The following is a 17751-nucleotide window of genomic DNA, read 5'->3' as shown; positions in this document are numbered from 1 at the left end:
CGACACACGCGGTGGTGCCACCCGGGCAGGTGGCGCCACCCCGGCTCACGGGTTCGTATGCTGGGGTGGGAGCACGACGCCGCCGGCCACCACGCGCCGGCGGCACTTTCGAAAACCGAGGAGAATCCCATGAACAAGGCGATGGACATTTTCGGCACGGTGGCCTCCCTGGGCGGCGTGGCCGTGGCCAACAAGGCTCTGACCGTGGCGTGGAAGCAGGTCACGGGCAACGAGCCCCCCGCCAAGAACCCGGACGAGGACGAGGCCTGGCGCGACATCATCATCTGGGCCATGATCACCGGTGTGGTGGGCACGGTCATCAAGGTGGGCATCGCCCGCCAGGTGTCCAAGATGCAGTCCGACGACAACGACTCCACGAAGTCCTCGCAGACCGAGATCTGAGTCCTGCTCCCGCGCACGCCCGCCGGTGAGGGCCACGCGTCACTGGACGCGTCCTCGCGGCGGGAGTGCGCGGCACCGGGGTGCGGCGCGCACCTCGCACCACGGCGGTCGGCCGGGGCGCCTCGAGCACCCCGGCCGACCGCCGTGGTGGTCTAGACTGATGGCTCAACGACAGGGGAGCGCCACCGAGGCGCTGAGAGTGCGCGCGAGCGCAGACCCTCGAACCTGATCCGGTTCATACCGGCGCTAGGGAGTCGAGCATCTCAAGAGCCCGTCCGCGGTGCGCGGGGGCTCTTCCCCTCCTGGAACCTTCAGGAGGAGTTCTCATGACACAGCTCAGCAGCACCCCCACCGGAACCGCACGGGGTACCGCCCGCACGCAGTCCTGGCGGGTCGTGGACATCGTGGTGGCGGCGGTCCTCGCCGCGGCGTGCGCGGTGATCTTCTGGATGTGGTCCAACCTGCTGTACCCCGTGGTGTCCACGGCCGCGGTGGCGTATCCGCCCTCGGCGGGGCTGATCTCGGGCGGCTGGCTCGTGGCGGGCACCCTGGGCGCGCTCATCATCCGCAAGCCCGGCGCGGCCCTGTTCTGCGAGCTGCTCGCGGCGGTGCTGGAGGGCTTCCTGGGAACCCACTTCGGGTGGACCGTGGTGATCTCCGGTCTCGTCCAGGGTCTCGGAGTGGAGCTCGTGTTCCTCCTGACGCGCTACCGCCGCTTCGGCCTGGCCGTGGCCACCGCGGCCGGTGCGCTCTCGGGACTCTTCCTCGGGGTGAGCGAGGACATCATGTACAACTACGAGTGGGCGCTGGACCAGAAGGTCGTCTACGCCGCCCTCACCACCCTCTCCGGTGCGGTGATCGCCGGTGCCCTGATGTGGCTCGTGGTGCGTGCACTGCAGGCCACCGGGGTGCTGGGGGCCCTGGCCTCCGGCGCCACGCGCCGTCGATGACGGAACCGGCGGGGTCTGCGCCCACCGGCGCGGCCGTGCGGCTGGAGCGGTTCGGGTGGCACTACCCCGGCCGTCAGGATCCGAGCCTGCGTGACGTCACCGCCGTGGTCGAACCCGGGGAGCGCGTGCTGCTGCTGGGGCCGTCCGGCGCCGGGAAGTCCACGCTGCTGCAGGCCCTCGCGGGGGTGGAACAGGATCCGGACGGGCAGTCCCGCTCCGGCGGGCTGAGCGTGGACGGCGTGGACCCACGGGAGGCGCGAGGGGCCGTGGGCTTCATGCACCAGGACCCCGAGACCCAGGTGATCCTCTCCCGCGTGGGGGACGACGTCGCGTTCGGGCTGGAGAACATCTCGGTGCCCCCCGAGCAGATCTGGCCCCGCGTGGACGAGGCGCTCGCGCGGGTGGGGCTGACGCTGCCCCTCGCGCACTCCACCACGGCCCTGTCCGGCGGGCAGAAGCAGCGTCTCGCGCTCGCGGGCGTCATGGCCATGCGGCCTCGGCTGCTGCTGCTGGACGAGCCCACCGCGAGCGTGGACCAGGAGGGCGCGGAGCAGCTGTGCCGGGCCGTCTCCGAGGCGGTGTCGCGGGACGGCATCACGCTCGTGGTCGTGGAGCACCGGGTGGCCCTGTGGGAACCCGTGGTGGACCGGGTCATCGTGCTGGACGAGCACGGCCGGGTGGCCTTCGACGGTCCCACGCGCGAGACCCTCCACGACGCCCGCCACCTGCTCCAGGAGCAGGGCACGTGGGTGCCCGGCTGGGTTCCGACCACGCGCGCACCCGCCCCGGCGGACACCCGCGGCCCGGACGCCGGGGAGGTGCTGCTGAGCGCCCGGAACCTCGCCGTCTCCCGCGTGCAGCCGACGCGGCGCGAGATCGCCCGCAGGCGGCGTCGTGCCCGGAAGGCCTGGCGGCACGGCACGGACGCGGCTGCGGACCCCCTGGACGGCTGGGACGCGCCCGTGGCCGCCGAGGGCATCAGCCTGGACGTCCGCGCGGGCCGTGCGCTCGCCGTGACCGGCGTGAACGGGGCGGGCAAGTCCACCCTGGCGCTGACGCTGGCGGGTCTGCTCGTGCCCGTGCGCGGCACGGTGCGGGCCTCCGCGGCGCTCGCGGACGGCGCGCCGCAGGACCCCTCGCTGTGGGACGGCGGGGAGCTGATCCCGCGCGTGGGCACGGTCTTCCAGCACCCCGAGCACCAGTTCCTGCGTCCCACCGTGCGCGCCGAGCTCGAGTTCGGACCGCGTCAGCTGCTGCGCCGCGCCGGAGCCTCGAAGGACGAGCTGCCGGAGCACGACGCCGCCCGGGTGGAGGACCTGCTGCGTCGCCTGCGCCTCGAGGACCTCGCGGACACCAACCCCTTCACGCTCTCCGGTGGTCAGAAGCGCCGGCTGTCGGTGGCCACCGTGCTCGCGGCGGCCCCGCGCGTGCTGATCCTGGACGAACCCACGTTCGGCCAGGACGCCCAGACCTGGAGGGAGCTCGTGGACCTGCTCGTGGCGGAGATGGACCGGGGCACGGCGGTGGTCGCCGTGACCCACGACCGCGACCTCGTGGCGGCGCTGGAGGCGCAGGACGTGAGGCTCGGCTCATGAGCACGCCCGTGGCGCCGTCCATGTTCGGTCCCCGCACGGGGCTGCTGTCCCGCGCCAACCCGGTGGTCAAGCTGCTGGGGGCCCTGTTGATCACGCTCGTGATCGTGGTGAGCGCGGACCCCGTGACCAACGCCGTGGCCCTCGCGGGGCAGCTCGTGCTCCTCGCGGGGGTGGGGCTCGGCCCGTGGCGGCTCCTGCGGCTGCTGTGGCCCCTCGCGGTGGCCGCGCTGATCAGCGGCTGGGGCACCGCGATGCTCTCGCCCGCGGGCGGCACGGGCCTCGTGGAGGTCGGCTGGCTCACGATCACCACCGGGTCCCTGGCCGCGGGCGGCGCGATCGCCCTGCGCGGACTTGCGATCGCCCTGCCCGGGATCACCGTGCTGCTGACCACCGACCCCACGGATCTCGCGGACGGGCTCGCCCAGACCCTCAGACTGCCGGCGCGGTTCGTGCTCGCGGCGCTCGCGGCCATGCGGCTGGTAGAGGTCATGGTCACCGAGTGGAGCGTGCTCGCATCCGCCCGCCGGGCACGCGGCGCGGGGGGCCGGAGCGGCCCGGTGGGGGCTGCGCAGGAGTTCGGCGGTCAGGCGTTCGCCCTGCTCGTCCAGTCCCTGCGCCGGGCCACGCGCCTGGCCATGACCATGGAGGCGCGTGGCTTCGGCGCCGGGCCGCGCACGTGGGCGCGGAGTCTGCACTGCAGCCGCGTGGACGTTCTCGTGGGCACCGCCGTGGTGCTCACCGCGGTGGGTGCCCTGGTGGTCTCCCTGGCGCTGGGCACACACCGCTTCATCTGGCAGTGAGGCCGCCGACGCCGCCCGGCGTGCCGGCTCTCTGCGCACCGGAGGCGGCCAGTGGTGGGAAGTGCGCACTTGCGCCGGGCGGTGCCACGGGGCGGCTCAACCCACCAGGAAGCCGGTGAGCGCGCGCGTGAGCTCCGGGTCCGTGGGCACCGGGTGCCCGTCCACGGCGGTCACGGGGACGGCCAGGCGGACCGAGGACGTCAACCACACGGCATCCGCTCGCAGCAGGTCCCGTGGGTACAGGGGACGGTGCTCCGCCGCCCAGCCGTGGGCGCGGGCAGTCTCGAAGATCCGCGCCTGGGAGGTCCCGGGAAGGATCCCGCGGGACGGTTCGGGCGTGACGAGGGTGGGCGGGACGCCGGGGGCGGTGCGAGCGCAGATCACCGAGGACGTGGCACCCTCCAGGATGCGGTGGTCGGAGGACGTCATGAACACGGCGTCCTGCGCGCCGTTCTCCCGTGCGTAGCGCACCGCGGCCATGTTCACGGCGTAGGAGAGGGTCTTCACACCGGGCAGCAGCCACGGCAGGTCGGCGTCCTCGGCGGGGTCGTGACCGCGTTCCAGCAGCAGGACGCGCAACCCGTCGCGGCGTGCCGCGAACGTGGCGGCGGGAACCGGGGAGGCGGTGAGCCATGCCCAGGGTGCTCCGCCCGGGACGCCCCGAGAGATGCTGAGCTTCACCGCGTGCTCCGCCCCGAGGTCCAGGAGCTCGTCCCGGGAACCGGGCCCGGCGGCGTCGAGCGCCATGCGCAGAGCGGTGCGGCAGGTGGCGGCGGAGGGAGCGGGCAGTGCGGCGCTGCGCGCTGAGGAGCACAGCCGATCGTGGTGGGCGGCGAACTTGTAGGCGTTCCCGTCCAGAACGTGCATCGTCTCGAACACGCCGTCCCCGCGGGTCAGTGCCTGGTCCTCGAGGACCACGTGCGGACGCTCAGGGTCCACGAGCCGCGGTTCACCCGCGGGCGAGATCATCACGGCCGCGCCGCCGCGTGAGGTCATGAGGGGTCCCGATCCTCCGGGCCGGGCTCCCCCGAGGACGGGCCGGGGTGGATGATGTCCGCGCACTCCCACACGGGATCCTCCGCGAGGTACTCCTCCTCCTGGGCGGCCCACTGGTCCCAGTGGCCCTCGTAGGCTGCGCCGTCACGCTCCAGGGCGCGCCGTCGCCGCTGGGAGGTGGGCAGCTCCACCCACACGGACGTGTCCAGGAGCATCCGGGCCTCGCGGTGGCACGCGCCCACGCCCTCCAGCAGGACGATCTCGGCGGTGCGGGTGAGCCGCGGGGTGCCCGGCTCACTCGTCAGCCAGTCCCACGCCGTCCAGTGCGCGTCCTGGCCGTGGCGCAGGGGCTCGAGGATCTCCGTGCGGTACGCGGCCATGCCCTCCAGCAGGCCGTCCCACCCGGGATAGAGGTCCTCCAGACGGAAGACCACGACGTCGTGCGAGCGGCGCAGCACGGCCGCGAGCTGGTCCGTGAGCGTGGTTTTGCCCGCCCCGGAACGCCCGTCGATGCCCACCAGGCAGGGTCTGCGCGTGGCCGCCGGGAGCAGCCGCGCCAGGTTGACCCCGTCCGGGAAGTTCTCGATCTCCTCCGGCTGGAACACCTCGTCGGGGGCGATCACGAGGCGGACACCCGTTCGCCCAGCCACGAGACCACGCCGGGCACGGCCGCGCTGATCTGCTCCCACGCGGTGTCGAAGTCCTCGGATCCGCCGTACCAGGGGTCGGCAATGTCCAGGTCCGTGTGCTCGGGGTCCACGGCCGGGTCGAAGCTGCGCAGCAGGCGCACGGTGTCCGGGTGGCCCTCGGGCAGCCGCTGACGCAGCCTGCGGGCGTGCTCGGCGGTCATGGCGAGCAGCAGATCCGCCTCCGCGAGCTCGCGGTCCGTGACGCGGTGCGCGCTGTGCTCCGGCAGCTCCAGCCCGTTGTCCGCGAGGACGGCGTCGGCGCGGGGGTCCACGGGGTTGCCGTGCTCCTCGTCGCTCACGCCGGCGGAGCCCACGGTGACGGCGTCACCGAGCCCGGCGCGCTCGATCTCACGGCGAAGCAGAGCCTCGGCCATGGGGGAGCGGCAGATGTTGCCGGTGCACACCGTGACGATTTCGATCATGGCCACCACTGTACGAAAAATCCGTCGGCGGCGAGTGCGTCACCGTGCCGGGCGTCCCGCCCACGTCTGGCGCTCGATGCCCGAGAGCAGCAGGTCGAGACCCGCCGCGTACTCGGCGCGGTCGTCGTGGCGGCGGAACTCGCCCAGCACCGAGTGCAGGAACGGGAAGTCCTGCGCGCTCGCGTGGTCCCAGCGCTCGAGCTGCTCGCGGAACATCTGCTCGGCGTCCTGCTCGTGGCGCTGGGCCTGGCGCTGGGAGATCTCCGCGCCCATCCCGGAGGCGTAGTTGCTCACGGCCATGGAGGCGTGGAACTGCTGCGAGGTGCTCAGCTCCATGCGCTGCAGGATCTGCCCGGTGCACTCCCACGTGCGCAGGGCGTTCTCCTCGTCCGGGCCCGCGTGCACCAGCTGCTCCGCGAGCCAGAGGTGCTCCAGCATCTGGGCGAACAGGCACAGGCAGAGCCGACGCAGGTCCACGAGGGCTTCCCGGGTGCGGGCGCTCGTGCGGGGGTCCGGTTCCGGGGCCCGCAGCTGCGCAAACTGCTCGGGTGCGCTCTGCCCCGCCGCCCGCAGCGTCTCGAATTGCGCGAGCGCGCGGCCCAGCACCTCGTCCGCGACCATGGCCATGAGCTCGTCCTTGCCCGAGGCGTACCAGTAGAGGCTCGCCACGCCGCTGCTGAGCTCGGCGGCCAGTCCCCGCAGGGTCAGGCGCGCGGCGCCGTCCCGGTCCAGCATGGCGATCGCGGTGTCCACGATCGACTCCACGGACAGGCTCGCACGACGCCGCCCGCCCGCCCTGGCACTCGCGCCGCGAGTCCGCGGACCGGGGCTGCCATCCTGCGTCTCCCGCGGCGGCACTCGTGCGTGCGGGTCGGGGGAGGGCTCTGCTGCGGGTCCGTGGGGGGTTGCCATGAGGGTCAGGGTACGCAGGGGGTTGCGTGGAATCAAACATTGTTCCATTCTCGAACCTAATTCGATTGACGAACATGCTCGACTTCCCTGGCGGGGCCTGTCACAACCCGACTCGTCGACGGCGGCGCGCGGCACCGCGCCGCCACCGCGCCCCAGAGCCTGCGTGCCGCGTGGCCCGCACTGCTGGGCCTGTGCCTCACCCAGCTCGTGGAGATGGTGGACAACTCCATCCTCAGTGTGGCCGTTCCCGTGATCAGCGGGACCTCAACGCCTGCCCCACCGGAGCGTGGGACCCCGACACCGTCCTCGCGCTCGTGCACGCGCAGCAGATCTCGTTCGCGCTGCTCGCGGTGCTGGTGGTGGCCGCCGTGGGTCTGCGCACGCCGGACTCCCGGCAGACGGAGGAGCGCTGACGGGTTCCGCGCGCCCACGAGCAACGGGGTGCACGTCCGTGGACGTGCACCCCGTTGGTCGGTGCTTCTCAGGAGGGCGTCACCGCCCCCGCACTACTTCTGGTTGGCGTTGTGGGGGGTGGTCTGGTCCCAGGGGGCCTCGCCCTGGGGCGTCTGATCCACGATGTCGTCCACCGCGGAGGAGACCCAGCGGGACTTGTACTGGAAGTCCGTCTCGTCCCCGTTCTCGTCCGTCTGGCGGTACCACTCGGTGATGGCCGGATCGTGCGAGTCGAAGGAGTCGCCGGCGGCACGGTGGCCCTCGGCGTGCTCCACCTGCAGCGCGAAGTTGTCGCCGTGCTCGGCCAGGCCCGTGGACACGGCCTTCTCCACCGCGGACAGCGCGAAGCGCGTGCGCAGGGTGGCGGGATCGTTGCGCAGGTCGCGGTAGAGCGCCACCATCATGAACGCCAGGATGAACGCGAACGGCAGCGCGGAGACGATCACCAGGTTCTGCATCCCAGCCAGGGCGTCGTCGCCGCCCACCAGCAGCATCACGATGGCGATGCCGGAGAGGCACACGCCCCAGAAGACCACGATCCACTTGCTGGGCTCGGGGCGCCCGCGCTGGGTCATGGTGCCCATGACCACGGAGGCGGAGTCCGCGCTGGTGATGAAGAAGATGCCGATCACGACCATGGCGAGCACGGACGTGACCCCGGTCAGCGGCAGCTGGTCGAAGAGGCCGAACAGCATGGACTCCGCGCCGTCCTCCACGGAGAGGTCCGCGCCGTTCTTGGCGAAGTACATGGCCGATCCGCCGAAGACGATGAACCACAGCACGCACACGGAGGCGGGAACCACGAGGACCACGGTCACGAACTGGCGGATGGAGCGCCCGCGGGAGATCTTCGCGATGAACATGCCCACGAACGGGGACCAGGAGAGCCACCAGGCCCAGTAGTAGACGGTCCAGGTGTTCGAGAACTCTGCGCTCTCGGGACCCCACGCCGCGGACTGGCCTGTCATGAACAGGAACTCCTGCAGGTACGTGGAGAAGGTGGAGGGGATCAGCGTCAGCAGGTAGACGGTGGGGCCCACGAAGAACACGAACAGCGCGAGGACGAACGCGAGCGTCAGGTTGATGTTCGAGAGGTAGCGGATGCCGCGGGAGACGCCCGAGACGGCCGAGATGATGAAGCCCACGGACAGCACCGCGATGATCACGATCAGGGCGTTGTTGCCCAGCTCGCCGATCCCGCCCACGATCGTGATGCCGGAGCCGATCTGCATGGCGCCCACGCCCAGAGAGGCAGCTGTGCCGAACAGGGTGGCGAAGATGGCGAACACGTCGATGAGCTTGCCCAGGGGCCCGTCCACGCGCTTGTGTCCGAGCAGGGCGGTGAACACGCGGGAGATCAGGGGCGCGCGGCCGCGGCGGTATGCGCCGTAGGCCACGGAGACGCCGACCACGGCGTAGATGGCCCACGGGTTCAGTGCCCAGTGGAAGGCGGACTGCACGAGGGCGTAGACCGCCATGGACTCCTCACCGGCCTCGGCCACGTGGGAGAACCCGGGGATCCCGCCCTCGAAGTAGCTCATGGGCTCGAAGGCCCCGTAGAACATGAGCCCGATGCCCATCCCGGCGGCGAAGAGCATGGCGAGCCAGGAGAAGAAGGAGTACTCGGGCTCCTCGTCGTCACGGCCGAGCTTGATGCGCCCGGTGCGGGTGAATCCGATGAACAGCATGAAGAACACGGCCGCGGTGGAGAGCAGGATGAAGAACCACCCCGTGTTCTCCGTGACCCAGGCCAGCGCGGTCGAGGAGACGGTGGAGAGGCTCTCGGTCCCCAGCACACCCCAGGCGATGAATCCCACGATCAGCAGGGCGGTGATGATGAACACCGCCTTGTCCGTGGAGAACCGCACCTTGCGGTCCTCCACACCCACGCCCGGAACCAGTGCCGGGTGGATGCCGTGGGGGTACGTCAGCTCGTCGAAGATCTGCCGCGACCTGCTGCGGGTCGTGGATCCGGTGGAGGAGCCGTGGTGGGCGGGTGGTTGCTGCGGTTCCGATTCCGGGGAATGCGGTGGCGTGCTCAAGACAGTTCTCCTGACTGCGGCGGGGGAGTGTGGAATGTCGTGAAGGTGTGTGGTCTCCCGTGGACGTGGTGGGCGCGCGCCCGGGAACGGGCGGTGTTTCGCCCTGGGCGTACAAACTCACGATTGTAACGCCGAATCGGTAGGCGCCCTAACTCACCCGCGGGGCGCCGCAAGCCCGCGGGCCGCGCGGAGTTGAGTGACCAGCACTCAACTTAGGTTGACACCATCGACTCAATGAGTAAACTTGAGTCTCGAAAGCTCAAGGATTGACGGTCCGGATCGGAGCCCCACGGGGAGCCCCGGACCGCCCCGCACCAACGAAAGGACAGAGAATGTCTCGTGCAGTAGGAATCGACCTCGGCACCACCAACTCCGTGGTCGCAGTGCTGGAGGGCGGCGAGCCCGTCGTCATCGCCAACGCCGAGGGTGCGCGCACCACCCCGTCCGTCGTCGCATTCTCCAAGGACGGCGAGACCCTCGTGGGTGACGTGGCCAAGCGCCAGGCCGTGACCAACGTGGACCGCACCGTGGCCTCCGTGAAGCGCCACATGGGCACCGACTGGACCACTGAGATCGACGGCAAGAAGTACACCCCGCAGGAGATCTCGGCCCGCACGCTCATGAAGCTCAAGGCGGACGCGGAGTCCTACCTGGGTGACAAGGTCACGGACGCCGTGATCACCGTCCCCGCGTACTTCAACGACGCCGAGCGCCAGGCCACCAAGGAGGCTGGCGAGGTCGCGGGCATGAACGTGCTGCGCATCGTCAACGAGCCCACCGCCGCGGCCCTGGCCTACGGCCTGGAGAAGGGCAAGGAGGACGAGCTCATCCTGGTCTTCGACCTGGGTGGCGGCACCTTCGACGTCTCCCTGCTGGAGGTCGGCAAGGACGAGGACGACTTCTCCACCATCCAGGTCCGCGCCACCGCCGGCGACAACCGCCTCGGCGGCGACGACTGGGACCAGCGGATCGTGGACTGGCTGCTGGAGCAGGTGAAGTCCAAGACCGGTGCGGACCTGTCCAAGGACAAGATCGCCCTGCAGCGCCTGAAGGAGTCCGCGGAGCAGGCCAAGAAGGAGCTCTCCTCGGCCACCTCCACCACCATCTCCCTGCAGTACCTGTCCGTGACCCCCGAGGGTCCGGTGCACCTGGACGAGAAGCTCTCCCGCGCCAAGTTCGAGGACCTCACCAAGGACCTGCTGGCCCGCACGGAAAAGCCGTTCAAGGACGTCATCACCGAGGCCGGGATCAACGTCTCCGACATCGACCACGTGGTGCTCGTGGGTGGGTCCACCCGCATGCCCGCCGTGGCCGAGAAGGTCACGGAGATGGCCGGCAAGGCTCCCAACAAGGGCGTGAACCCGGACGAGGTCGTGGCCATCGGTGCCGCCATCCAGGCCGGTGTGCTCAAGGGCGACCGCAAGGACGTGCTGCTGATCGACGTGACCCCGCTGTCGCTGGGCATCGAGACCAAGGGCGGCGTGATGACCAAGCTCATCGAGCGCAACACGGCCATCCCCACCAAGCGTTCCGAGACCTTCACCACGGCGGAGGACAACCAGCCGTCCGTGTCCATCCAGGTCTTCCAGGGTGAGCGCGAGTTCACCCGGGACAACAAGAACCTGGGCACGTTCGAGCTGACCGGCATCGCGCCGGCCCCGCGCGGCATGCCGCAGATCGAGGTCACCTTCGACATCGACGCCAACGGCATCGTGCACGTGTCCGCCAAGGACAAGGGCACGGGCAAGGAGCAGTCGATGACCATCACGGGCGGCACCTCGCTGTCCAAGGAGGACATCGACCGCATGGTCAAGGACGCCGAGGCGAACGCGGACGCCGACAAGCAGCGCCGCGAGGCCGCGGACCGCCGCAACAACGCGGAGCAGACCGCGTACTCGGTGGAGAAGCTGATCAAGGACGACGAGGGCGCCATCCCCGAGGACGTCAAGACCGAGGTCCAGGCGGACGTGGACGCCGTCAAGGCCGCGCTCGAGGGCGATGACGACGACGCCGTGAAGACCGCGTTCGAGAAGCTGCAGACCTCGCAGACCAAGATCGGCGAGGCCCTGTACGCCCAGTCCCAGGCCGAGGGTGCCGCGGGCGCCGAGGCCGGCGCCGCCGGTGCCGAGGGCGCCCAGGCATCGGACGACGACATCGTCGACGCCGAGGTCGTGGACGACGACAACGACGGGAAGAAGTGAGCATGAGCGATTCCGAGAACACCGAGGGCCACGGCCAGTCCGTGCCGGAGGATCCGGAGCAGCCCGCTCAGCACCAGCAGGACGCATCCCAGGACGGGGGGCTCACCGTGGACGACATCCTCGACACCCCCCAGTCCCAGGACGCGGAGTCCGCGGACGCGGCGTCGTCGACCGGCGACGCCGCCGCGGAGGGCGACTCCGAGGCCCAGCGGCTCGCGGACGAGCGGCTCGAGGACCTGCGGCGCCTGCAGGCGGAGTTCGTGAACTACAAGAACCGCACGGTGCGGGAGAAGGACCAGCTGCGGGACTTCGTCTCGGGCGAGCTGGTCTCCGCGCTGCTGCCGGTGCTGGACGACATCGACGCCGCCCGCAAGGCGGGCGACCTCGAGGACGGCCCGTTCGCGGCGATCGCCACCAAGCTCGAGGACGCCCTGGGCAAGAAGGGGCTCACCCGCATCGGCGAGGTGGGGGAGAGCTTCGACCCCACCGTCCACGAGGCCGTGATGCAGCAGCCCACCGACGAGGTGGAGCCGGACCACGTGTCCATGGTGCTGCGGTCGGGCTTCAAGGTCGGTGCCAAGGTGGTCCGCGCGGCCCAGGTGGCCGTCGCGGCGCAGCCGTAGGGCGCAGCAACTCCTCGGGGCGGGTCCACATGACGGGACCCGCCCCGAGTCACACCACGGAAGACCTCACAGGAAGGAGGCGTCATGGCCAGTCAGGACTGGATCGACAAGGATTTCTACAGCGTGCTGGGCGTCTCCAAGGACGCATCACAGGAGGACGTCAAGAAGGCGTACCGCAAGCTGGCCCGCACGTACCACCCGGACCAGAACCCGGGGGACGCGGCCGCGGAGAAGAAGTTCAAGGACATCACCGAGGCCAACGCGGTGCTGTCCGACCCCGAGGAGCGTGAGCAGTACGACGCCATCCGCGCCATGGGGTCGGGTGCACGCTTCACGGCCGGTGGGCCCGCGGGCGGCGCCGGGGGTGCCGGTTTCGAGGACATCTTCGGGGACCTGTTCAACGGCGGTGGCGGCGGGCGACGTCGCTACACCACCTCGAGCGGCGGTGGCGGCTTCGAGGACCTCTTCGCGCAGTTCGGCGGCGCGCAGGGCGGGGACCCGCGGTTCGGCACCGGCGGGGGATTCGGCGGCCAGGGCGGCTACGGCGGGTACCAGGCACCGCCCCGCAAGGGCGAGGACATCCACACGACCACCACCATCCCGCTGCGCTCGGCCTACCGCGGCACCACGGTCAAGCTGCGCCGGGGCAACGGCCAGACCACCACGGTGCGCATCCCGCAGGGCGTGAAGGACGGCCAGCGGCTGAAGATCGCGGGCAAGGGCCACTCGGGTCCGGGCGGCAGCGGCGACCTCCTGGTGACCGTGAAGGTCAAGGAGCACCCGTTCTTCACCCGCGAGGGCCAGGACGTGCACGTCACCGTCCCGGTCACCGTCTCCGAGGCCGGTCTGGGTGCCACCGTTCAGGTGCCCACCCTGGACGAGGGCCACGTGAACCTCAAGGTCCCGGCGGGCACGTCCTCCGGGCACCGCATGCGCGTGAAGGGCAAGGGATTCACGTCCGGGTCCACCACGGGCAACATGATCGTCACCGTCCAGGTCCAGCTTCCCGCGGATCTCGACGACGCCGCGCAGGACGCCCTGCGCGAGTTCGCCCGGGCCACGGAGGGCTTCGACCCCCGTGCGTCCCTGAGCGAGGAGGCGGCGGTCTGAGATGGCTCTGGACTTCACCCAGCCCGTGTTCGTGATCTCGGTGGCCGCCGAGCTCGCGGACATGCACCCGCAGACGCTGCGGCAGTACGACCGCATGGGCCTCGTGACACCGTCCCGCGCCTCCGGCAGGGCGCGGCGCTACTCCCAGATGGACGTGCAGAAGCTGCGCCAGATCCAGGAGCTCTCGCAGGAGGGGGTGTCCCTGGAGGGGATCAAGCGCATCATGCAGCTGGAGAACCAGGTGCAGGCGCTGCAGTCCCGGGTCACCGAGCTGAGCGAGGAGCTCGACCGGGAGCGCGAGGCACGGCGCGAGCGGGACATGATCTTCACCGCGGGCTCCGAGGGGGACGTGGTGCGGATCGCCCGCGGCACCCGCCGGCCCGCGCGCAAGGTGTCCCAGGCGCTGATGCTGTACCGCCCGGCCAAGCCGGAGCACGGTGGCCGCGACACCGGCGCCGCCGGTGCCCCGTCAGCACGCGGGACGAAGCGCAGCCGCAGCGCGTCCTGAGCGGAGCGAGGTGCCTCGGCACGATGGAACCCCGCACCACGAGCTGGTGCGGGGTTCCTGCGCATCTGCCCACTCCGTGGCATCCCGGGGCGGAGGGGTACGGGGTCACATCCGTGGTCTCAGCGGCCGAACAGCCCCGGTCGGCACTCTTCTCGCCGCCGGGTCAGCGACGCCGGTAGGTCAGGTCCCGGGGGACGCGCCCGGCCTCGGTGGCCTTGCGCTCGAAGCTCGTGAGTATCCGGCCGTCCCAGCGCGGTGCCCATCCGGTGTCGGGGTGCTCGTCGTCCGCGGCCGGGCCGGGGTGGACGTTCTCGAACTCGGCGTCTGCGGCGTCCAGGACCTCGCGCATGACCACGGCGTACTCCTGCCAGTCCGTGGCCAGCCGCCACAGTCCGCCCGGTTCGAGCACGCGCGCGGCGAGCTCCGCGAAACCGGGGGAGACCAGGCGGCGCTTGTGGTGGCGGGTCTTGTGCCACGGGTCCGGGAAGAACACCCACAGCTCGCGGACCGATGCCGGTTCGAGCATGTGCTCCAGGACCTCGGGGGCGTTGGCCTGCGCCACACGCACGTTGGTCACCCCCGCCTGGGCGGCCTTCATGAGCAGGTCCGCCACGCCGGGCTTGTACACCTCCACGGCCAGGTGGTCCAGCTCCGGGTGCGCGGCGGCGTGCGCGACGATCGCCTCACCCAGTCCCGAGCCGATCTCCACCACGAGCGGGGCCGTCCGTCCGAAGACCGCCTCGTGGTCGAGCCGGTACGAGGGATCCACGGAGGTGTCGGTCATGACGCGGGGGATGTCCAGGACCCACTCACCGGCGTGCTCGTCCCACGCCTTCTGGCGCTTGGGGGAGAGCCGGTCGCCGCGGCGCACGAAGGAGTACGGCTGGCGGTGGAAGGCCGCGGGCGTGGCGGTGCCCTCGGGAGCGTCGGCGGGGGAGGCCGGCGGGGTGGCGTCGTTCGGGAGAGCCTGGGGTGTCTGGTCGCTGGATTCCATCGAGGGACATCCTAGGCGGGCCGTCACGGGAGGTCACGGCGTGGCGGGCGGACCCTACGATGGAGGGGCACCCGCCACCCGCGCCGCGCAGGAGAACCGCATGCCCCAGGACCACGAGCCGCACGCCTCCGCGCCCGGCGGGCCCGGGGCCGTCCGCAGCCGGCTGGGGCTGCCGCCGCGCTGGGACCGGATCGCGCTCGTGGGCTCGCTGGGCGTGCTCTCGGCGGTGAGCCCCATGGCCACGGACATGTACCTCGCGTCCATGCCGGAGATGGCGCAGTGGTTCGGCACGCCCGTGAGCCTGGTCCAGCTGAGTCTGACCGCCTACATGGTGGGCATGGCGGCCGGGCAGTTCCTGCTCGGGCCGCTCTCGGACGTGGTGGGGCGCCACCGGCTGATGGTGGCCGGCAACCTGGTGTTCCTGCTGTCGTCGGTGGGGATCATCCTGGCGCCGGGAATCGGGGTGGTGCTCGCGCTGCGGCTGCTGCAGGGGATCTCCGGGGCGGCCGGTGTGGTGATCGCCCGCGCGGTGGTCTCGGACGTCGCCCGCGGACACCGGGCCGCGCAGATGTACTCCGTGCTCTCGCTCATCACCTCCCTGGCGCCCGTGGTGGCCCCGCTCGCGGGAGGGGTGATCGCCACCGTGGCGGACTGGCGCACCGCCTTCGCGGTGCTCGCGGTCTTCGGGGCGGTCATGCTCACGTGCTCGGTGTTCGTGATCCCTGAGACGCTGCCGCGTCACGCGCGCGCCGCGGGCGGGGTGGGGCGGATCCTGCGCAATGCCGTGCGGGTGGTGGGGGACCGGCGGTTCACCCTCCACGCCCTGGGGTTCGCCTTCGCGTTCGGGGCGCTGTTCTCCTACATCTCCGCGTCCTCGTTCGTGGTCCAGAACGTGCTGGGGTTCAGCGCGCTGGGCTACTCCGTGGTCTTCGCGGTGAACGCGTGCGGGTCGATCGCCACGGGAATCCTCAACACACGGCTCGTAGGATCCCGTGCGCCGCAGCCCCTGCTGCTCGCCGGAGTCTGCGGGCTCGCGGTGTTCTCCACGCTCAACCTCGTGCTCGCCCTGCTGGGCGTGGTGGGCACCGCAACCCTCGTGCTGATCTTCCTCGCGCAGTCCTGCATGGGCTTCGTGCTGGGCAACTCCGTGGCCCTGGCGCAGCGCCGGGCGCAGTCTCGGGGGCTCTCCGGCACGGGTGCCGCCGTGGTGGGCACGGCACAGTTCGCGATGGCGGGAGCGGTCACGCCGCTCACGGGGCTCGGGGGAGAGTTCACCGCCGTCCCCATGCTCGTGTGCATGGCGGTGTGCGCCGTGGTCTCGCTGGGTCTGGTGCTCGCGGCCCGGCGGTAGCTGCTGCGCGGCCGGGGGCCGGCCGCGCGGCGTCGTCGTGCCCGTCCCGTGACACCCGTGACCCAACACCGTCGCAACGAAGCCGAATGGGCGCTGGGACAGGCGTGCGATGTGGTTCACTGTGCCCAGCAGTGACGTGCTTCACAGTTGATCCGTGGCTCCGCGCCTCCCGCTCGAACGAGGGACACCTCCATGCTCGATTCGCTCCAGACCATCCTCGACACGATCGACGGCGTCGTGTGGGGACCGTTCGTCCTGATGCCGCTGCTGCTCGGGACGGGCATCCTGCTGACCGCCCGGCTGGCGGGGCTGCAGGTCACCAAGCTGATCCCCGCCCTGCGGCTCGCACTGTTCGAGCGCAAGGACAAGGACGCCCCCGGCGGTGACGTCTCTCAGTTCCAGGCCCTGACCACCGCGCTCGCGGCCACCGTGGGCACCGGCAACATCGTGGGTGTGGCCACGGCCATCTCGATCGGCGGCCCCGGCGCCCTGTTCTGGATGTGGGTCACCGGTGTGCTGGGCATGGCGTCCAAGTACTCGGAGGCGTTCCTCGGCGTGCGCTTCCGCGCCCGGGACGCCAAGGGGGAGATCTCCGGCGGCCCGCAGTACTACCTGTTCCGCGGCATTCCCAACGGCTTCGGCAAGTTCCTCTCCCTGTTCTTCGCGATTGCCGCCGTGCTCGCGTCCTTCGGGATCGGCAACATGACCCAGGGCAACTCGATCTCCGCGAACGTGGAGTCGTCCTTCGGCGTGCCCGTGTGGATCACGGGCCTCGTGCTCGCGGTCATGACCCTGCTCGTGCTCGTGGGCGGCATCAAGTCCATCGGCAAGGTGACCTCCGCGCTGGTGCCCGTGATGATCCTCTTCTACGTGCTGGGCGCGCTGTTCATCCTGGTGGTCAACATCGAGGCCGTGCCCGCCGCGTTCGCCACCATCTTCACCTCCGCCTTCACCGGCCACGCGGCCGTGGGCGGGTTCACCGGCTCGGCCATCATGGTGGTGGTGCAGATGGGCGTGGCACGCGGCATCTTCTCCAATGAGTCCGGCATGGGCTCCGCGGCCATCGCGGCCGCAGCGGCGCAGACCACCCACCCGGTGCGCCAGGGCCTGGTCTCCATGACCCAGACGTTCATCGACACCATCGTGGTGGTGACCTGCACGGGCCTCGTGATCGTGACCACCGGGGTGTGGGAGCAGGGCGAGGATTTCGCGGCCACCATGACCGGCGACGCCTTCAGCCACGGCCTCCCCGGGGCGTGGGGGCACCTGATCGTGACCCTCGGGCTCGTTCTGTTCGCGTACTCCACCATCCTGGGCTGGGCCTACTACGGCGAGCGGTGCATGGAGCGGCTCTTCGGGCGCGGCTCGGTGATGCCCTACCGCGTGTTCTTCTCCGCCGTGGTGTTCGTGGGCTGCAGCGTGCCCCTGGCCATCGTGTGGTCCTTCGCGGACCTGATGAACGGGCTCATGGCCATCCCCAACCTGATCGGTCTGGTGATCCTCTCCGGTCTGGTGGCCCGCGAGACCAGGCACTACCTGCGCAACGACCCGCAGCTGCGCGCCTCCAAGCTGCAGATCGACGGCTTCATGGACGGCCACCCGGGCGCGATCGACAGCTACGTGCTGCCGGGGACCGCGAGCTCGGCCCGCGCGCGCTGACGGCAGCGCCTCGGCGTGGCGCCGCCGGAAGCCTCCCCGGAACG

Annotated in this window: 16 protein-coding genes and 1 riboswitch; of the genes, 10 read left to right on the top strand and 6 right to left on the bottom strand. The window is 71.0% G+C overall.

Annotation, left to right across the window (positions count from 1 at the left end; genetic code table 11):
• Positions 1 to 129: 129 nt before the first annotated feature.
• The 4 genes from HMPREF2833_RS05865 to HMPREF2833_RS05850 all read left to right on the top strand — a co-directional run bounded on the left by HMPREF2833_RS05865 (position 130) and on the right by HMPREF2833_RS05850 (position 3747).
• Complete coding sequence (locus HMPREF2833_RS05865) at positions 130 to 402, top strand: DUF4235 domain-containing protein (RefSeq protein ID WP_070636957.1); 273 nt, start codon at positions 130 to 132, stop codon at positions 400 to 402.
• Positions 403 to 565: 163 nt separating this feature from the next.
• A riboswitch (TPP riboswitch) is annotated at positions 566 to 672 on the top strand.
• 56 nt (positions 673 to 728) lie between these two features.
• The gene (locus tag HMPREF2833_RS05860; RefSeq protein WP_019309991.1) at positions 729 to 1352 is read left to right on the top strand and encodes an ECF transporter S component; all 624 of its coding nucleotides are present in this window, start codon (positions 729 to 731) and stop codon (positions 1350 to 1352) included.
• Positions 1349 to 2947 carry an ABC transporter ATP-binding protein gene (locus HMPREF2833_RS05855; protein ID WP_070636956.1) on the top strand — a complete coding sequence of 533 codons (1599 nt, stop codon included), beginning with the start codon at positions 1349 to 1351 and terminating at the stop codon, positions 2945 to 2947. Before HMPREF2833_RS05860 ends, HMPREF2833_RS05855 begins: the two co-directional genes overlap by 4 nt.
• On the top strand, positions 2944 to 3747 hold the full coding sequence (locus tag HMPREF2833_RS05850; RefSeq protein ID WP_070636955.1) for an energy-coupling factor transporter transmembrane component T family protein: 804 nt from the start codon (positions 2944 to 2946) through the stop codon (positions 3745 to 3747). The genes HMPREF2833_RS05855 and HMPREF2833_RS05850 overlap by 4 nt, the downstream gene beginning before the upstream one ends.
• A gap of 96 nt (positions 3748 to 3843) precedes the next feature.
• On the opposite strand, the gene HMPREF2833_RS05845 is transcribed toward HMPREF2833_RS05850, so the two are convergent.
• The 5 genes from HMPREF2833_RS05845 to HMPREF2833_RS05825 all read right to left on the bottom strand — a co-directional run bounded on the left by HMPREF2833_RS05845 (position 3844) and on the right by HMPREF2833_RS05825 (position 9261).
• Complete coding sequence (locus HMPREF2833_RS05845; RefSeq protein WP_070636954.1) at positions 3844 to 4743, bottom strand: aminotransferase class IV; 900 nt, start codon at positions 4741 to 4743, stop codon at positions 3844 to 3846.
• A complete protein-coding gene (locus HMPREF2833_RS05840; RefSeq protein ID WP_070636953.1) occupies positions 4740 to 5366 on the bottom strand; it encodes a uridine kinase family protein in 627 nt (208 codons plus the stop codon). Before HMPREF2833_RS05840 ends, HMPREF2833_RS05845 begins: the two co-directional genes overlap by 4 nt.
• Positions 5363 to 5854, bottom strand: a complete 492-nt coding sequence (locus tag HMPREF2833_RS05835; RefSeq protein ID WP_070637558.1) for a low molecular weight protein-tyrosine-phosphatase — start codon at positions 5852 to 5854, stop codon at positions 5363 to 5365. Before HMPREF2833_RS05835 ends, HMPREF2833_RS05840 begins: the two co-directional genes overlap by 4 nt.
• Before the next feature lie 39 nt (positions 5855 to 5893).
• Positions 5894 to 6766: a TetR/AcrR family transcriptional regulator gene (locus tag HMPREF2833_RS05830; RefSeq protein WP_246829085.1), complete on the bottom strand. Its 873-nt coding sequence runs from the start codon at positions 6764 to 6766 to the stop codon at positions 5894 to 5896.
• Between the two features lie 506 nt (positions 6767 to 7272).
• Entirely contained in the window at positions 7273 to 9261 is a 1989-nt protein-coding gene (locus HMPREF2833_RS05825) for a BCCT family transporter (RefSeq protein ID WP_070636951.1), read from the bottom strand.
• Positions 9262 to 9593: 332 nt separating this feature from the next.
• Here HMPREF2833_RS05825 and dnaK point away from each other — a divergent pair, with 332 nt between their 5' ends.
• The 4 genes from dnaK to HMPREF2833_RS05805 all read left to right on the top strand — a co-directional run bounded on the left by dnaK (position 9594) and on the right by HMPREF2833_RS05805 (position 13703).
• Positions 9594 to 11462 (top strand): molecular chaperone DnaK, encoded by a 1869-nt coding sequence (dnaK, locus tag HMPREF2833_RS05820; protein WP_019310000.1) that lies wholly within the window; start codon positions 9594 to 9596, stop codon positions 11460 to 11462.
• Complete coding sequence (locus HMPREF2833_RS05815) at positions 11459 to 12085, top strand: nucleotide exchange factor GrpE (RefSeq protein WP_070636950.1); 627 nt, start codon at positions 11459 to 11461, stop codon at positions 12083 to 12085. The genes dnaK and HMPREF2833_RS05815 overlap by 4 nt, the downstream gene beginning before the upstream one ends.
• Positions 12086 to 12169: 84 nt before the next feature.
• A complete protein-coding gene (locus HMPREF2833_RS05810) occupies positions 12170 to 13195 on the top strand; it encodes a DnaJ C-terminal domain-containing protein (protein ID WP_070636949.1) in 1026 nt (341 codons plus the stop codon).
• A gap of 1 nt (position 13196) precedes the next feature.
• Positions 13197 to 13703 (top strand): heat shock protein transcriptional repressor HspR, encoded by a 507-nt coding sequence (locus HMPREF2833_RS05805; RefSeq protein WP_047978749.1) that lies wholly within the window; start codon positions 13197 to 13199, stop codon positions 13701 to 13703.
• Positions 13704 to 13866: 163 nt separating this feature from the next.
• Here the strand turns inward: HMPREF2833_RS05805 and trmB are convergent, their stop codons facing one another.
• Positions 13867 to 14697, bottom strand: a complete 831-nt coding sequence (gene trmB, locus HMPREF2833_RS05800) for a tRNA (guanosine(46)-N7)-methyltransferase TrmB (protein WP_070636948.1) — start codon at positions 14695 to 14697, stop codon at positions 13867 to 13869.
• Positions 14698 to 14797: 100 nt separating this feature from the next.
• On the opposite strand from trmB, the gene HMPREF2833_RS05795 reads away from it, so the two are divergent.
• Both HMPREF2833_RS05795 and HMPREF2833_RS05790 read left to right on the top strand, forming a co-directional pair.
• Positions 14798 to 16048 (top strand): multidrug effflux MFS transporter, encoded by a 1251-nt coding sequence (locus HMPREF2833_RS05795; RefSeq protein WP_083310940.1) that lies wholly within the window; start codon positions 14798 to 14800, stop codon positions 16046 to 16048.
• A gap of 192 nt (positions 16049 to 16240) precedes the next feature.
• Entirely contained in the window at positions 16241 to 17707 is a 1467-nt protein-coding gene (locus tag HMPREF2833_RS05790) for an alanine/glycine:cation symporter family protein (RefSeq protein WP_070636947.1), read from the top strand.
• Positions 17708 to 17751 lie beyond the last annotated feature (44 nt).

This window comes from Kocuria sp. HMSC066H03 (genome assembly GCF_001812045.1).
Lineage (GTDB): Bacteria > Actinomycetota > Actinomycetes > Actinomycetales > Micrococcaceae > Kocuria > Kocuria rhizophila.
This window is presented reverse-complemented; position numbering and strand designations above follow the sequence as displayed.

Bases quoted from the DNA above. Each gene is read 5' to 3' on its own strand.
- HMPREF2833_RS05865 (WP_070636957.1), top strand. From the start codon at position 130: ATGAACAAGGCGATGGACATTTTCGGCACGGTGGCCTCCCTGGGCGGC.
- HMPREF2833_RS05860 (WP_019309991.1), top strand. From the start codon at position 729: ATGACACAGCTCAGCAGCACCCCCACCGGAACCGCACGGGGTACCGCC.
- HMPREF2833_RS05855 (WP_070636956.1), top strand. From the start codon at position 1,349: ATGACGGAACCGGCGGGGTCTGCGCCCACCGGCGCGGCCGTGCGGCTG.
- HMPREF2833_RS05850 (WP_070636955.1), top strand. From the start codon at position 2,944: ATGAGCACGCCCGTGGCGCCGTCCATGTTCGGTCCCCGCACGGGGCTG.
- HMPREF2833_RS05845 (WP_070636954.1), bottom strand. From the start codon at position 4,743: ATGACCTCACGCGGCGGCGCGGCCGTGATGATCTCGCCCGCGGGTGAA.
- HMPREF2833_RS05835 (WP_070637558.1), bottom strand. From the start codon at position 5,854: ATGATCGAAATCGTCACGGTGTGCACCGGCAACATCTGCCGCTCCCCC.
- HMPREF2833_RS05830 (WP_246829085.1), bottom strand. From the start codon at position 6,766: ATGGCAACCCCCCACGGACCCGCAGCAGAGCCCTCCCCCGACCCGCAC.
- dnaK (WP_019310000.1), top strand. From the start codon at position 9,594: ATGTCTCGTGCAGTAGGAATCGACCTCGGCACCACCAACTCCGTGGTC.
- HMPREF2833_RS05810 (WP_070636949.1), top strand. From the start codon at position 12,170: ATGGCCAGTCAGGACTGGATCGACAAGGATTTCTACAGCGTGCTGGGC.
- HMPREF2833_RS05805 (WP_047978749.1), top strand. From the start codon at position 13,197: ATGGCTCTGGACTTCACCCAGCCCGTGTTCGTGATCTCGGTGGCCGCC.
- trmB (WP_070636948.1), bottom strand. From the start codon at position 14,697: ATGGAATCCAGCGACCAGACACCCCAGGCTCTCCCGAACGACGCCACC.
- HMPREF2833_RS05795 (WP_083310940.1), top strand. From the start codon at position 14,798: ATGCCCCAGGACCACGAGCCGCACGCCTCCGCGCCCGGCGGGCCCGGG.
- HMPREF2833_RS05790 (WP_070636947.1), top strand. From the start codon at position 16,241: ATGCTCGATTCGCTCCAGACCATCCTCGACACGATCGACGGCGTCGTG.